The organism is Kiritimatiellia bacterium, assembly GCA_025054615.1.
Lineage (GTDB): Bacteria > Verrucomicrobiota > Kiritimatiellia > CAIVKH01 > CAIVKH01 > JANWZO01.
This window is the reverse complement of sequence record JANWZO010000004.1, coordinates 57598-71042: the sequence shown is the minus strand read 5'-3', so window position 1 is coordinate 71042 and position 13445 is coordinate 57598. Positions and strand designations below refer to the sequence as shown.

The window sequence follows — 13445 nt, the reverse complement described above, 5'->3', positions numbered from 1 at the left end:
CTGCCCTTCCATTCCCATATTTTGCCCGAACGAAAGGAGAGGAGCCCGTTTTGTATGATCATTGCCGCCGAATCCTCGCGTACGACGAAATCGCCCGTCCCGGTCTCCGGTGCGCTTCTGCTGGAGCTGGAGGGCGCCGTCCGACCCCTCCGAAAGACCCTGTTCGAGGCCGCCAGTTCGTGGCTTGCCTCTCAATCGATTGAGCTTCAACAGGCCCAATTCATGCGCTGCGCGGGATGCATCCCGGCAACCGCGGCGCAGCTCGCCGAAAATTTGCCGGGCGAGATCGACGCTGACGCGCTGGGCCGCGCGATGTTCGATGCCGTCAAACAGGGCGTCGCTTCCGGCGCCATTCGGCTGCCGGAGGGGCTCGTGAAGCTTCTGGACGCCGCCGCCGGCCGCGGATTGGCGCTCGCCGCATTGTCCGGCCTACCGGACGCTCTGGCTCGCGAAATCTTTGCGGCGTCGGGTCTGGAGGCGCGCGGCGCGAAGCTCTTCCTGTTCGCCGAGGAGGACAAGGTCTTCCCACGGGCCGATTCCTGGCTGAAAGTTTCGAAGCAGATCCACCAGTCGCCCCGCAACTGCATCGCGGTAGGAAGCAGCCAGAACGCCTGCAAAACGGCGCTATCGGCCGGCATGCCGGCAATCGCGGTGCCGGATGAGTTCACGAGCTTCCACGATTTCAGCGGTGCCGATTTCGTAATCGAATCCTGGGACGCCTCCGATCCCGCCTCGCTGCTCGAAATCCTGGCGCCGGTGGAAATCTGAATCTTCAACATGTCGGAAGACTCAGCGCCCGCTGCCCCGCATCGCGACCCGGGCGGATCCCCTCTTGCGCGTCTTCTCGAGATCATGCGGATCCTCCGCGGGCCGAGCGGCTGTCCATGGGATCGCCAGCAGACCCTACAGAGCCTCAAAGACCATCTTCTGGAGGAGGCGCACGAGGTCATCGACGCAATTGACGCAGGCGACCGCTCGCAGCTGCGCGACGAACTGGGCGACCTGCTTTTGCAGATTGTGTTTCAGTGCCAGATCTGCTCGGAGGAGGGCGCCTTCACGTTCGACGACGTCGCCCGAGCCATCGGCGACAAACTCGTACGCCGGCATCCTCACGTCTTTGGAGATGTTCGCGTCCGCGACGCCGAGCAGGTCCTGAAAAACTGGGAACAAATCAAAAAGGAGGAACGCGGCGGCGCGCCGCGCCCGACCCTCGCCGGCATCCCGCGTAGCCTTCCCGCGCTCCGCAGGGCCCACCTGATGCAGGAACGCGTAGCGCGTGTCGGCTTCGATTGGGACCGCATCGACGGCGCGCTCGCCAAGCTGGACGAGGAGCTTGCTGAAATTCGCGAGGCCATCGCCTCAGGTAATTCTGCGGCCATCCGGGAGGAAATCGGCGATCTCTTGTTTGCCGCGGTTAATGTGAGCCGATTTCTCGATCAAAACGCAGAGGAAATTCTGCACGAGACGATCCGAAAATTTGCTCGGCGTTTTGAGGAGCTCGAGCGGCGCGTTCACGAGCGCGGGTTGAAAGTGTCCGACCTCCCCATCGCAGAGCTGGACAAAATCTGGGAAGACGTGAAAACCGTCGAGCGCGAGCCCGGAGCGCCTTCGGCAGAGCAGCTCCAGTCGACGGGGCGGCCCCCTCAACCTGGGTAACTCAACACGCCCTCAAACACGTGCACTGCCGGGCCCGCAAGGGTCACCTCCTCGGCGCCCTCCGCGGTCAGGCGGTAGTCAACCGTGAGCACATCGCCACTCGCCGCGCGAACACGAACGGGCGGCCGGGCCAGCCCGAGCTTCCCCACAATCAAGCCGGAAGCGACGATTCCCGTGCCGCAGGCAAGAGTTTCAGCTTCGACGCCCCGCTCAAATGTGCGAATCGCGATCGAATCGGGACCGAGAACCTGCACAAAATTTGCATTGGTCCCATTCGGCGCAAAGGCGGGGTGACGCCGGATCGCGGCGCCGAGGTTGGTCACATCCACAGCCGCAAGGTTGTCGACCCGCACGACCGCGTGGGGCACGCCGCTGTTGACAAAGTCATAGCGAATTCGCCGGCCGTCGATTTCCAGTTCCCCGTCCAGCCGCCAGTCGCGCGGGGACGTCATGGTCAGGCGAACGCCGTCCTCGAGGATCTCCGCTCCGACAATGCCGGCGCGGGTTTCAAAGCGCATCGGCGACGGGGCAATCCCCAGCTCAAACGCGAGTTTCGCAATGCACCTTGCGCCGTTTCCGCACATGTCGACCTCGCCGCCGTCCGGGTTGAAAAATCGCATGCGGAAATCCGCCCGCTCCGATGGTTGAATCAGCAGCACTCCCTCCGAACCTACTCCGGTCCGCCGAGCCATGATCGCGCGCAACCAGTCTGCATCATGCGTGGGAAACGCGAGGGTCCGGTCGTCCACGACGATGAAGTCGTTTGACGCCCCGTGCATTTTCCAGAAGGGAATCTTGTGGGCCATTACTAAGGTTTATATCGACGGCTCCCAAGGCGCTCCAGCGGTTTTTGCGGACGCGTTTAGAAGCAGGTCCTCGGCGGTCAGGCGGCGGATTGCAGCGCGCGCCTCGCGTGCGCTGAAACCCGCGTCGACGGTGTGCCGGACGACTTGTCGCGGAGACTTCATTGCTGACGATGCCCGCCAGGCCGCAGCGGCGGCGCCGCGCAAAACATAGACCTGGCCATTGCTCGGCCGGAGCAAAGCGATTGCATCTCGGAATTCACGTTCCGCCAGCGGGATGCGCCGCACGGGCAGTCGACTCCAGGGCGCGAGCCAGGTTCGGATCCGCAGCCTCACGGCCTTCCACACGCTTGAAACTGCCACGCCAAGCAGGTGAGGAAGGTCGATCCGCAGTCGACCCGCAGGCATGCGGTCGAAGTGCTTGACCGCGAGGTGTCGTAGGAACTGCTCCGCGGCCGAAGTCGGCTCGCCAATCCAGTTCAAGCGGCGCCGCGCGCACCACTCGATTGTCGATCGCCTGGGTGTCGGGAAAACAGGTGCGCTGAAGGGAAACCACTCCCGCGCGAGCGCGAGCGCGCGCAGCGCGGTCGCGCGCCGACCGGAGAGCTCGCCGAATTCGTCAAAGGCGGACCAATCCTCCGGTGTCAGCCGGGAAGCCATCCAGGCTATCTCGAACAGGTTCCGAAGCAACGGGCTTTCGATGGGATCTTTGACTGCGTGCAGCGCTTGGTGGAACAACCGGTGGGGCAGACACAGGATGTTCACAGTTCCGCCGTCGGGCAGAGGGATGGACTCGCGGCGGGCCCAGATGTGATCCATCGCGACGGAGGGGAGGAACGGACCGGTGAGGTTCGTGTGGATCTCGACGGTGAGTCGCCCAGAAAGGTGCGCGTGGGGCGACAGGTGATGGTGGCCGGCCATCTCGCGTTTGGGAACATAACCTCGCTCGCGGAGGGCGACAGCAAGCGACTCCGCTTCGCGCTCTCCGGCTGCGAGAAGGTCCAGGTCCGCCATGTCGCGTTCTGCCGCCTCGCCGTAAAGCGTGAACAGCAGGGCGAAGCCTTTCAATGCGATCACTTCCGCCACTGGGGCGAGGGCGCGAAGCAGGGCGACCTGTTCACGGACGCGAAGGCCGTTCATGTAGGCCGAGGCTGCATAGCGGCTGGCCAGTTCCCGATGAACAGCCTCCGGCCACGGCGGCGCCCGTCGAAAGCGGTTGAATAGGAGCGCCGAAACCTTGTGCTCCGCCGCGAGGGCCAGCCAGCGCTCCCAATCTACGGTGCCCGCCGGCAGCCGATCGAGTAAGCCCGCAGCCGCCGCCAGACAATCGCACAGATGCCGAAGTTCCCGATTCATCTCGTCCCGCCTCGGGCCAGCCATTCCTCGACCTCGCGCGCGTCGCGATACACCGCGACCCACGCAGGTCGCTCGGCCAGCGCCACTAGATTCGGAAACCGGTCCGGCCGCCGCGCCATTCCGCCAAACACCATCTGCGAAAGGCACAGAAGCGTCTCTTCCGGTCGCAGCGGTTGAAAAACGGAGTCGCCGTTGGGGTCGAATTGCGGAAAGATTAGCGCCTCAACCGACAGCGCGGTTCCCACCGCGACCCCGCCTCCGCTCGGCCGGTGGTAGCGCAACGGTCCGCGCGTCAAACTTTCAAACGTCTCCGCGGGGCCGAAGAGTTCGAATGATCCCTCCTTGATCGCGGCCGCTTTGGGGAACGGCTCCACCCGGCCTTCGGCATCAATCCACACGAGCTCATCGCCCAGATAATCCCAGCCGCGGGAGGCGAGCCACAGGCATAACGTCGATTTGCCGCTGCCCTTCTCCCCGGGCATGACGATCGCGCCCCGCTCGGATCGCACAGCCCCCGCGTGAAGCGGCAGGCGATCCGCCCGGTGGTACAGCAGAAACTGGCACACCGTCGTTTCGAGGAACGGCAGGATTTGGGAGAGGCTGTCGAATTGCGCCGCGAGAATTCCGTCGAACCGAACGCTCCAGAGCCCATCCGAATCGCCGCGCATAACAGCGATCGTCATTCGGCTGTCCGGCGAGCGCGGCCCTCCGTCCGCGCGGCACGCGCCGAAGAGGTGCTCGAACGCATGGGCAACTGACTCCGGCGCGTCGAGTCGGATCGACACACCGCCTTGGAAGGTTAGTTCCAGCACGCAGTACAGACTACGAGAAAAGTTCCGCACAAATCAAAACACACGCGACTCGCCCCCGACGGTCCGGCGCCGCCGCGTCGTTTTCCATGGCATGGAAAAAAGTGCGGCGTTTTTTCCATGGAATGGAAAAAATCCGGGTCTCGTTTTCCATGGCATGGAAAAAATGCGCGTCACGACTTCCATGGTATGGAAAAATTTCAGTCGCAGTTTCCATGGCATGGAAAACAAGCGGCTTGGGGCTTCCATGATATGGAAAAAGAGGGGGCCGCGGCTTCCATTGCATGGAAATTCCTAAGCATGGAAATGGGCGCGCTGGGCGCGCCGCAGACAGATGCTTCGATCAGTCGCGCGTTGTCCGCGTTTCCATCCAGTGCCGGATTTCGCCGAGCGTTTCCGTCCAGTCGGAGCTTTCTCGCTCGTCCGCGAACCGGTCGAAAAACGAGAGGAAGGCTTCGACGCCCTCGTCGAGCCGATCCATGCGCTCCTCGAATCGGCTCGCGGCATCCAGCCGTTCTCCCTCGGGCAGGCGAAGGCCGCGGAACACAAAGGTGGCCGCGTCAATTGAAAAGGACCAGACCTGTTCACCGCGGGCGAGGGTAACCTTGGCGCGTCGGAGTTTCTTTCCGGAGAGCAGCGCGGCTTTCGCTTCGGCGCTGAACCGCGGTTCGCCCCGGCGGACGACTGTTTCGTGCGCGCCGGCGCCCTCCATCACAAACGTGAACGGCCCCTCGACGGAAACCGCCCACCGGCCGCGATCGCCGAAATCGGCAATGCCGCCCCGGGCTTCGGAGAAAAACCACAGCCAGGTGAGAAAGTCGAGCCCAGGGTCTTGGGCGACGGCTTCGGGATTCACTCGCGGCGAGAAGCTGACGGGCGGCCAGTCGCGGATGCTCTTGCGGCGGCGCTGCAGCGAGGCGGTGTCGGCCGACAGTGGAATACCGGCGAAGCCGATTGCGCGGGAAAAGCCGATCTGGAAGGCCTCGAGCTGCCTTTCCGAAATGGCGGTCGTGTAAAGAATTCGCGAACCCGGGCGGTGAAGCATGTGGATGCCGCGAAGAGTGGGCGGCATCTGGGGAAGCAGCCGGTCGGCGACCTCCTGGCGGATTTCGAGGCGCGCCTTGGGAGGCAGCCGGTCGGTTCCGGAGGCTTGCATCCGGGCGAGTTCCTGGATGCGGCACTCAGCACGGAAGAGGGCCGGCGGAATCCTCCGTTCCGCTTGCATGAGGGAGAGGCGGAGAAAGCCAGCGAATCGGGCCGTTTCGCGTGTGATTTTGCGGTCGAGCAGGTGTCGTCCGGTGACCCAACCGTGGATTTCCCCTGCGCCTAATGTCTCGAGCGGCGGCGCCGCATGCCGGGCGAACGCTTCGACCGCGTCCGCGGGCAGGTCGCGGGGCAGGTACAGGAGGCGAAGGCTGATGGATCCGTGTTCAAAGGGCATAATTTGTCCTCTCTTCCGTGGCGGGGTCCGTTGAGCGCCCTGCGCCTAGTCCGATTTTTTCGGGATCGGAGCTGTGAAGCGAGTGTGAGCCGTGGCCGTGCCGAAGACGGGGCCCAGATCGAGCGAGGCCTCCACCTCGTATTCCTTGCCGCTTCGGGCATCGAATTCCAGTAGGGCGAGCGTCTCAAACGGGCGAATTCCGAGATAGGGGCGATCCTCCCAGCGAGCGCGCGTCGTCCGAACCCGATCGCTGCCGGCCTCCTTTATGGAAGCGCGAACCTCGCGCCCCATGCCGTCGCCGGGCAGTACGGGAAGATCGCCCAGCGTGAGCGAGGCGTAGAGCCGGCCGACATCGAATTTTCCGGGTCCGATCCGAAACCTGGGCATTCCTACGACGGCAAAGGGTTTGGCTTCCATTGGACTGAGGCCCACATACGAGTGCACGAGGCCGCCGACACGGTACGCGGCGCGGCCGGTTTGCGATTGCATGGTGACTTCCGCAGAGACATGGATCACGTCCCAAAGCCGATAACCGCTAGTTACGGTAAGATCCGTGCGGAAGGTTACCCCGTCGAATTTGGATTCGAGGTTTTGGATCCGGAATTCGCGACCGCGGATCGTGCCGGATCCGCCTTTGAGCGGGAACGTGGCCAGTTTCCCGGCGGGGCTGTCAATCAGCTCAAACGCGCCATTTCGAGGCGCGAAAATCTGCAACTGGTCTCGAACCTCGTTGGCGCGCCGCGCACTCAAGTAGAGATAAAGCACTTCCGTTGAACGGAACCCGTACTGGACGGCGAGATAAACATCGGACGGGGGGTGCCTTTGTTTCGCTTCGGGGAACGGCGCGGATGGCCGGATGGCGGGTTCCGGCGTGAACGGACCCGAAGGAGGTCGCGAACTGTTTCGAGGCTGAGCGTCGGCCAGACCTGTGGACAGAGTTAGCCACAGGGCGGCTTGGAGCCACATTCGCCATTTCATGAGCGCTCCTCCCAAACGAGTTTGCCGGCCAGCCAGACGGCCACTGCGCGACCGAAGAGGGTCCAGTTCGCAAATGGCGTGTTATGCGACTTGGATTCGAAGCGGTTGGGATGGACGATCCAAGGCGTTTCCACGTCGAAGATCGCGACATCGGCGGGGCAGCCCGGGGCAAGGCTGGGGGGCGGCAGTCCGAGTACGGATGCGGGCCCGGTCGTCCATCGGCGCAACCATTCGAGGGCCGGCATCTTGCCCGGTCGGACCAGCAGGGTCCACGTGACGCCGACGGCTGTCTCCAGGCCCACGACGCCAAAAGGAGCGCGCAAAAATCCGCGGGCCTTTTTGTCCGCGCTGTGCGGCGCGTGGTCGGTCGCGAAACAGGTAATGGATCCGTCCACGATGGCGCGTTCAAGGGCCGCTCGGTCGCTGCGGGAACGGAGCGGCGGATTCATTTTGAAATTCGCATTGGCGGGGTCGATGTCCTCGTCGCAGAGGGCGAGGTGGTGAGGCGTCAATTCCGCGGTGACGGGCGCGCCTCTCGCGCGCGCCGAGCGGATCAGGTCGGCGGCCGCGGCGGATGAGACATGCTGGATGTGGACGCGGCAACCCGTGGATTCGGCCAGTTCGATGTCGCGTTGGACTATCCGCGTCTCCGCTTCAACGGGAATTCCTGGCAGACCGAATCGGCGGGACGCCTCGCCCTCGTGCATGACCCCACCCTGCCGCTCGATCCGATTGTCCTGGGCGTGGTCGAGGATGGGTTTTCCGAGGTCGCGGGCGATATCCATCGCTCGCTGCATGAGCGCGTCGTCCTGGACCGTGCAGCCGTCGTCGGTGAAGGCGACCGCGCCCGCTCCGGCGAGTGCCGCGAGATTGGCGAGGGCCTTGCCCTGCCGACCGAGCGTGATCGCGCCGCTGGGAAGGACGCGGACACGCCCCGCCTCGCGGCCCCGGAGGGCGACGTAGCGGATCGTTTCGGGCGTATCGTGGGGCGGCCGGGTGTTGGGCATAGCGACGACCGTTGTAAACCCGCCGCGCGCGGCGGCGCGGGAGGCGGTTTCAATCGTTTCATTCTCCTCACCGCCGGGTTCACGCATGTGCACGTGGAGATCAATGAGGCCCGGTGTGACGAACCGACCGGCCGCATCGATGACCCGGGCGGAGGGGGGCGCGTGCCGGACGATGAGCCCGCCGGAAATGCACAAATCGCGAACGGCATCCTCACCCGTGGCGGGGTCGAGGACGCGGCCGTTTGTAATCAGGAAGGCGTCCGACATTTGGGCAAGATGTTCGTCTCCAGTGCCGGGAAGACGAGCAAAAAATCTGAGCTGCGGCGATGGATTTTCCTGCGGTCGCCAGCCGCGCGCGGATCGGAATCGGCGCTTGCGAAATCGCGCAGGAGGCGCAACACTCGAGTCATGATTGCTCGCGATTTTTTGAGCCGTTCGGGGATTGTGTTGTGTGTCCTGATGTGCGCGGCGGTGGCCGCGTGCCGCGCTCCGCAGGGGCCGCAGCAACCGCGGGGCGGTGTCCAGCCCGCCGCAACGTTCGATGACGTGGTGGCGGAACTTCGCGCCTATCACGAGATGCAACGGCGACACGAAGAGGAGTTGAACGCGCTGCGCAGGGAAATCTATCAGGCCGCGCTCGCGCTGAAGCAGGCCCGCGACCGTCTTGAAGGGGTTGCCTCACAATCCACATCCAATCTGGCTCGAATTGTGGAGATGGAGCGCCGACTGAACGACCTTCAGGTGGAGGCCGATGAGCGGGTCATGGAGGAGATTCGCGGCCTTCGCGAGTCGCTTTGGCGCGAGCAGGAGCACCAGGCGCGACTGCGAGCGATTCTCGCCGAGCGGGAAAAGGAGGTGCGAGAGGTGCGCGCCGCTCTGCGTGAACAGGAGAAAGCGTTCCGACAGCATGCCATGCTTGCCGGCCGCGAGGAAGGGAATCGGAGCGATTCGCCGCCGACAGAAGTGGCGCTCTCGAAGTCCGCCGGAACGGCTCCGACGGAAGACAAATCCCGTGCGGCTGCGCCAGCGACCACGAACGCAACGATTGTTTTCCGCCTCGTTGCAGAGGGGCAGCGCGCACTTCGGGCAGGGGATTTGGATCTGGCCCGTAATCGATTTGAAGAGGCTTTGGCCCTTCAGCCGGGGCTGGCGAGCGCGACCCTTGGATTGGCAGCGGCCGCATTCCACGCCGATGATCTCGATGCTTCGCGGCGCCTGGTCGATGAGGTGTTGGCGGCAGATTCGCGGAACGCGCAGGCTATAGGCATGCGGGGCATCATTCTGTGGAGGGAAGGCAAAACGCGGGAGGCGCTCCGAGATTGCGAACGGGCCGTGGAGTTGGATCCGACTGACCCGCTATTGAGGAAATTCTACGGCATTGTGTTGAATGCCAGGGGGCGGACAGAGGATGCCGCGCGCGAAATGCGTCGTGCTGTTGAACTGGATCCGACAGACGCGGAGGCCAAGATGAACCTAGCCATCCTTCTTTCGACGGGGCCCAAAGCGGACCTGGAGGCCGCCCGCCGATATTACGACGAAGCGGTTGCCGCGGGAGCCGAACCGGACCCCGCCATAGAGGAGATTCTTCGGCAAGGGCGGCTCGAGCCTTAGGCGGGTTCTGCAAACCTGTTGCGAAAGGGGATGCCTTTCCTTAGACTGCAGGATGCAAGTTACGGGCTTCCGAACATGCGATTGCGTTATACTAAACCGGATGGCACGCAGATGGAGTTTCAGCTCGGCGACCAGCCGATCACGATCGGCCGCAGCGCCGACGCCGATATTGTCCTTCTGGACGAGCGCGTGTCGCGCATCCACTGCGGCATCCGGCTGTGGGACGGAGATTTTTACATCAAGGACCTGAAATCCCGAAACGGCACCTGGGTCAACAATCAAAAAATCGACGTCGCCAAGCTGAAGGCGGGGGACGTCATCCGCGTAGGTTCCACGACCCTGAGTTTTGAACAGGATCCTGAAGTGGGTACCGAGACAGCCTTTCGGGAAATCGAAGGGAAAATGGACATCGGCAAGGGATATACCACCATTTTGCGGGAGATCGTCAACGACACCATCCCACAACGCCATACTCCGGTCCATACGCCGCCCGTCGGATCCTCGCCGGCTTCATCGTCGGAGCCAGCGCCCAAAGCGACGCCGGCGGAGCCGGAGCTCCCCCGCGTGCCGCTGACGGAGCCGAAAGAAGAAAAGCGGCCCGAGGCCTCGTCGGGCGCACAGAGTGCCGTGCTCAAGCGCCGGCCGATCACGATTACGATCAAGCGCAAATCCTGATTCGGCGGCGATCGGAATGATGCCGCTCGCGCAGGGCGGTATCTTTCCGGTTTCTTATTTCCGCCTTCTAAGATCGCAACATCCCGCAATTGTGCCAGGTTGCGGCGAATCGCTGCGGGAATGATTTTTTATGTGTTGGCGAGGATGGTCCGGCGCTTGTTGCCCTGCCGGTCTGGATGTCAGGCGCCGACCTGGTAGCGAATAAACCGGCGAATGGTCAGCGTATCGCCGATCGAATCGCCTCGAGCCTTCAGCATTTCGGCCACCGTGTGGTCCGCATCCTTGACGAACGCCTGTTCCACAAGGCAGGTCTGCTGATAGAATTTCTCCATCTTCCCGTCGACGATCTTTTGAATGATGTTGGCCGGTTTGCCCTGGACCTGTTTTGCATAGATTTCGCGCTCGGTGTTGACGACCTCGGCGGGGACGTCTTCGCGCCGGAGATAGGCGGGATTGCAGGCGGCGATGTGGAGGGTCACATCCTTAACGGCTTCCCGGAATACCTCGGTGCCAACGGAATCAGGTTTGGTGCATCCCATTTCAACAAGGACGCCGACCTTTTCGCCGAGATGGATGTAGCCGGCGATAATGCCCTCGCCCTGCAATAAATACTTCACATTGCGGCGTACGACGATGTTCTCGCCGATCTCGGCGATTTTGGCGGCGACCTGTTCCTTGACATGGTCCGCAAGTTGATTATCGCCAAGCCCCTTGGCGATCTGGAGGAGGTCCTTCATGAATGCCTGGAAGACAGCATTCCGCGCGACGAAATCCGTTTCGCAGTTGACCTCGATCATGACGCCCGCTTTTCCGCCGTCGTAAATCTCGCAAGCCACTCGGCCGTCCTTGACGGCGCGGTCGGCTTTCTTGCCCGCGATCGCGAGGCCGCGTTCTCGCAAAATACGGATGGCGGCCTGCTTGTCGCCTTTTGCTTCCACAAGGGCGTTTTTGCACTCCATCATGCCTAGCCCCGTCTCGTCGCGGAGCTCCTTGACCATCGTTGCAGATATGTTCATGGCGTGTCCGTGTTGTTGTGGGTTCGATCCTTGAGCGTTCGTTATTCGTCCGCGCTTGAACGGTAGGAAGATTCCTCGGCCGAAGTCTCCGCAGCCCGCGGCGCGCGAGTGCGGCGGACCTCTTTTCGAGGTTCGGCTTTGGCCGGCGCGCCCGCAGCGGTTGACGTGGCTTTGGCCGCCGATTCGGACGCCTTCGCGCGGTCATCCTCCGCGCTCTTTTGTTGGGCCTCAGCCGCTGCGATTTGCGTATGATCCGCGATGCCTCGCTCAATCGCCTCGGCGGCCAGCTTGCAAATGAGCTCGATGGCCCGGCTGGCGTCATCGTTACCCGGGATGGGGTAGTTGATCGGATCGGGGTCGCTGTTGGTGTCGACGATGGCGACCACCGGGATGCCCAGTCGATTGGCTTCCGAAATGGCGATTTTTTCCCGTTCGGTGTCGATGACGAAGACCGCGCCGGGCAACGTCATCATGTCCTTGATGCCTTCGAGATTGGAGCGCAGTTTTTCAAGTTCGCGCTTAAGGCGTGCGGCCTCTTTTTTGGGCATTTTCTCGAAAGCCCCGCTCTTCTCCAGCGCCTCGATTTCCTGCATCCGACCAATGCTTTTTCGGATGGTGACGTTGTTGGTGAGCGTGCCGCCGAGCCAGCGATTCGTGACATAGGGCTGGCGCGTGCGGTCGGCGCAGGACACGATCGGAAGGTGGGCCTGCTGCTTTGTTCCGACAAACAGCACCGACTTGCCCTCGGCGGCCGTGCGGTACAGGAAATTTAGAGCCACTTTCAAAAGCTCTAACGATTTGTGCAGGTCTATAATGTAGATGCCGTTGCGCGTGCCGAAGATGTATTTCTTCATTTTCGGGTTCCACCGTTTGGTCTGGTGGCCGAAATGAAGGCCGGCGTTCAAGAGGTCTTCGACCGTGACGTTGGGGGTGTACCCGCCCGTATCCATCTATTCTTCTCCCTCTGTTCTTCCGCGATTTCGCGGAAAATCTGCTTTGGCCCGGACCCGGGAGCGGGTGGGCGCTCGCTTCCGTCCTTACTTCCACGCGTTTTCAGGACTGGCGCGGAATTTAGGGAAAGCCTACCGGCGCGCAAGAAAAAAAACGGTTTTGGTGTAACATGGTGATATGGAAGATCGCTCGGCAAGAGGCCTGATTTGGCTGGGCATGCATCTCGTATTTTTCCCGCTGCTGGTCGCATCTCTTCACGGCTGGCACGCGATACATGTCCGGCTGGTGTCGGCGGGGTTGGAACCTCCGGCATGGCTGCGGAATGCGGTGACGTTTCTCATTTTTGCCGTCGTGTACATGGGGCTTGCCTACGCGGCTGCGGCGCTGGCCAATCGGCTCTATCCCCGAACGACGATTGAGTCCGCGGCATGGGAAGATTCGCCGGGATTTGGGCGCAAGGGCCGGCGAGGGTAGTCAGGTTTGGGGGTTGGATTCCGGTCTACCGACGGCTTCAATGGGCGGCCACTGGTCGGTAAATTTCCGCACGGCGGGATGGATCGGGAGTAGTGCAAGGCGCTCGGCCACGGTGACCGTTGACCCCGGCAGAATGTGGTCGGGGCGGACATCGGCTAGCGGCTGCACAACGAATCGTCGATCCGCCCAGCGCGGGTGAGGGAGCGAGAGTTCGGGAGACGAGCGGAATTCATCGCCATGATAGAGGATGTCGATATCGAGTGTGCGAGGGGCATATTTATCCTCGGTTCGGACGCGGCCGGCCGCCTCTTCGATCCGGGCGAGAGTCGCTCGCAGGGCGTCGGCGGTCAGCGTCGTTTCAAGAATTAGGACCGCGTTCAAGTAATGGAGGGCTGCGAATTCAGGTTTCACGCCTACGGGTTCGGTTTCGTAAACGGGTGAAGCGGCTATGATCGTCACGCCGGGGATGGCCGCGATGGCCGCCCGAGCCTCGCGCAAGTGGCGAAGTCGGTCTCCCAGGCAGGATCCCAGGCTTAGCGCGCATTCAACCGCTTTCCGAGTTGTCATGGCAAATTAGGATGGCACAGATGGTCCCCATAATCCACGGTCGAGAACGATCGCGAGGAGGGTAGTAGACCGGTTGGGTTTTGACGTTAAAGCGCTGATGT

General features: G+C 62.6%; 14 protein-coding genes. 5 read left to right on the top strand and 9 right to left on the bottom strand.

The features are described 5' to 3' along the window. The first annotated feature begins 54 nt into the window (after positions 1–54). Both NZ740_02925 and mazG read left to right on the top strand, forming a co-directional pair. The gene (locus NZ740_02925; GenBank protein MCS6770963.1) at positions 55–768 is read left to right on the top strand and encodes a hypothetical protein; all 714 of its coding nucleotides are present in this window, start codon (positions 55–57) and stop codon (positions 766–768) included. A gap of 9 nt (positions 769–777) precedes the next feature. Further along, the gene (mazG, locus tag NZ740_02920) at positions 778–1656 is read left to right on the top strand and encodes a nucleoside triphosphate pyrophosphohydrolase (protein ID MCS6770962.1); all 879 of its coding nucleotides are present in this window, start codon (positions 778–780) and stop codon (positions 1654–1656) included. Here the strand turns inward: mazG and dapF are convergent. From dapF to NZ740_02890, 6 genes are all read right to left on the bottom strand, one after another. Further along, positions 1644–2462: a diaminopimelate epimerase gene (gene dapF, locus NZ740_02915; protein ID MCS6770961.1), complete on the bottom strand. Its 819-nt coding sequence runs from the start codon at positions 2460–2462 to the stop codon at positions 1644–1646. The genes mazG and dapF overlap by 13 nt on opposite strands. Before the next feature lie 9 nt (positions 2463–2471). Then, on the bottom strand, positions 2472–3839 hold the full coding sequence (locus NZ740_02910; protein ID MCS6770960.1) for a nucleotidyltransferase family protein: 1368 nt from the start codon (positions 3837–3839) through the stop codon (positions 2472–2474). Then, the gene (locus NZ740_02905; GenBank protein ID MCS6770959.1) at positions 3812–4627 is read right to left on the bottom strand and encodes a hypothetical protein; all 816 of its coding nucleotides are present in this window, start codon (positions 4625–4627) and stop codon (positions 3812–3814) included. The genes NZ740_02910 and NZ740_02905 overlap by 28 nt, the downstream gene beginning before the upstream one ends. Positions 4628–4967: 340 nt before the next feature. Further along, positions 4968–6065: a hypothetical protein gene (locus NZ740_02900; GenBank protein MCS6770958.1), complete on the bottom strand. Its 1098-nt coding sequence runs from the start codon at positions 6063–6065 to the stop codon at positions 4968–4970. A 45-nt stretch (positions 6066–6110) separates the two neighbouring features. Then, on the bottom strand, positions 6111–7043 hold the full coding sequence (locus NZ740_02895) for a hypothetical protein (GenBank protein MCS6770957.1): 933 nt from the start codon (positions 7041–7043) through the stop codon (positions 6111–6113). Next, a complete protein-coding gene (locus NZ740_02890; GenBank protein MCS6770956.1) occupies positions 7040–8317 on the bottom strand; it encodes a dihydroorotase in 1278 nt (425 codons plus the stop codon). Before NZ740_02890 ends, NZ740_02895 begins: the two co-directional genes overlap by 4 nt. A gap of 141 nt (positions 8318–8458) precedes the next feature. Between NZ740_02890 and NZ740_02885 the strand changes: the two genes are divergently transcribed. After that, complete coding sequence (locus tag NZ740_02885) at positions 8459–9661, top strand: tetratricopeptide repeat protein (protein ID MCS6770955.1); 1203 nt, start codon at positions 8459–8461, stop codon at positions 9659–9661. A 30-nt stretch (positions 9662–9691) separates the two neighbouring features. Next, on the top strand, positions 9692–10336 hold the full coding sequence (locus tag NZ740_02880; protein ID MCS6770954.1) for an FHA domain-containing protein: 645 nt from the start codon (positions 9692–9694) through the stop codon (positions 10334–10336). Between the two features lie 179 nt (positions 10337–10515). Here the strand turns inward: NZ740_02880 and tsf are convergent, their stop codons facing one another. Together tsf and rpsB are read right to left on the bottom strand one after the other, a co-directional pair. Beyond that, entirely contained in the window at positions 10516–11352 is an 837-nt protein-coding gene (gene tsf, locus NZ740_02875) for a translation elongation factor Ts (GenBank protein ID MCS6770953.1), read from the bottom strand. A gap of 41 nt (positions 11353–11393) precedes the next feature. Next, positions 11394–12302, bottom strand: coding sequence for a 30S ribosomal protein S2 (gene rpsB / locus NZ740_02870; GenBank protein MCS6770952.1), 909 nt, complete (start codon positions 12300–12302; stop codon positions 11394–11396). A gap of 178 nt (positions 12303–12480) precedes the next feature. On the opposite strand from rpsB, the gene NZ740_02865 reads away from it, so the two are divergent. After that, positions 12481–12777, top strand: coding sequence for a hypothetical protein (locus tag NZ740_02865; protein MCS6770951.1), 297 nt, complete (start codon positions 12481–12483; stop codon positions 12775–12777). On the opposite strand, the gene folK is transcribed toward NZ740_02865, so the two are convergent. Beyond that, entirely contained in the window at positions 12778–13344 is a 567-nt protein-coding gene (gene folK / locus NZ740_02860; GenBank protein MCS6770950.1) for a 2-amino-4-hydroxy-6-hydroxymethyldihydropteridine diphosphokinase, read from the bottom strand. Between the last annotated feature and the right edge of the window lie 101 nt (positions 13345–13445).

Bases quoted from the DNA above. Each gene is read 5' to 3' on its own strand.
- NZ740_02925 (MCS6770963.1), top strand. From the start codon at position 55: ATGATCATTGCCGCCGAATCCTCGCGTACGACGAAATCGCCCGTCCCG.
- mazG (MCS6770962.1), top strand. From the start codon at position 778: ATGTCGGAAGACTCAGCGCCCGCTGCCCCGCATCGCGACCCGGGCGGA.
- dapF (MCS6770961.1), bottom strand. From the start codon at position 2,462: ATGGCCCACAAGATTCCCTTCTGGAAAATGCACGGGGCGTCAAACGAC.
- NZ740_02910 (MCS6770960.1), bottom strand. From the start codon at position 3,839: ATGGCTGGCCCGAGGCGGGACGAGATGAATCGGGAACTTCGGCATCTG.
- NZ740_02900 (MCS6770958.1), bottom strand. From the start codon at position 6,065: ATGCCCTTTGAACACGGATCCATCAGCCTTCGCCTCCTGTACCTGCCC.
- NZ740_02895 (MCS6770957.1), bottom strand. From the start codon at position 7,043: ATGAAATGGCGAATGTGGCTCCAAGCCGCCCTGTGGCTAACTCTGTCC.
- NZ740_02890 (MCS6770956.1), bottom strand. From the start codon at position 8,317: ATGTCGGACGCCTTCCTGATTACAAACGGCCGCGTCCTCGACCCCGCC.
- NZ740_02885 (MCS6770955.1), top strand. From the start codon at position 8,459: ATGATTGCTCGCGATTTTTTGAGCCGTTCGGGGATTGTGTTGTGTGTC.
- NZ740_02880 (MCS6770954.1), top strand. From the start codon at position 9,692: ATGCCTTTCCTTAGACTGCAGGATGCAAGTTACGGGCTTCCGAACATG.
- tsf (MCS6770953.1), bottom strand. From the start codon at position 11,352: ATGAACATATCTGCAACGATGGTCAAGGAGCTCCGCGACGAGACGGGG.
- rpsB (MCS6770952.1), bottom strand. From the start codon at position 12,302: ATGGATACGGGCGGGTACACCCCCAACGTCACGGTCGAAGACCTCTTG.
- NZ740_02865 (MCS6770951.1), top strand. From the start codon at position 12,481: ATGGAAGATCGCTCGGCAAGAGGCCTGATTTGGCTGGGCATGCATCTC.
- folK (MCS6770950.1), bottom strand. From the start codon at position 13,344: ATGACAACTCGGAAAGCGGTTGAATGCGCGCTAAGCCTGGGATCCTGC.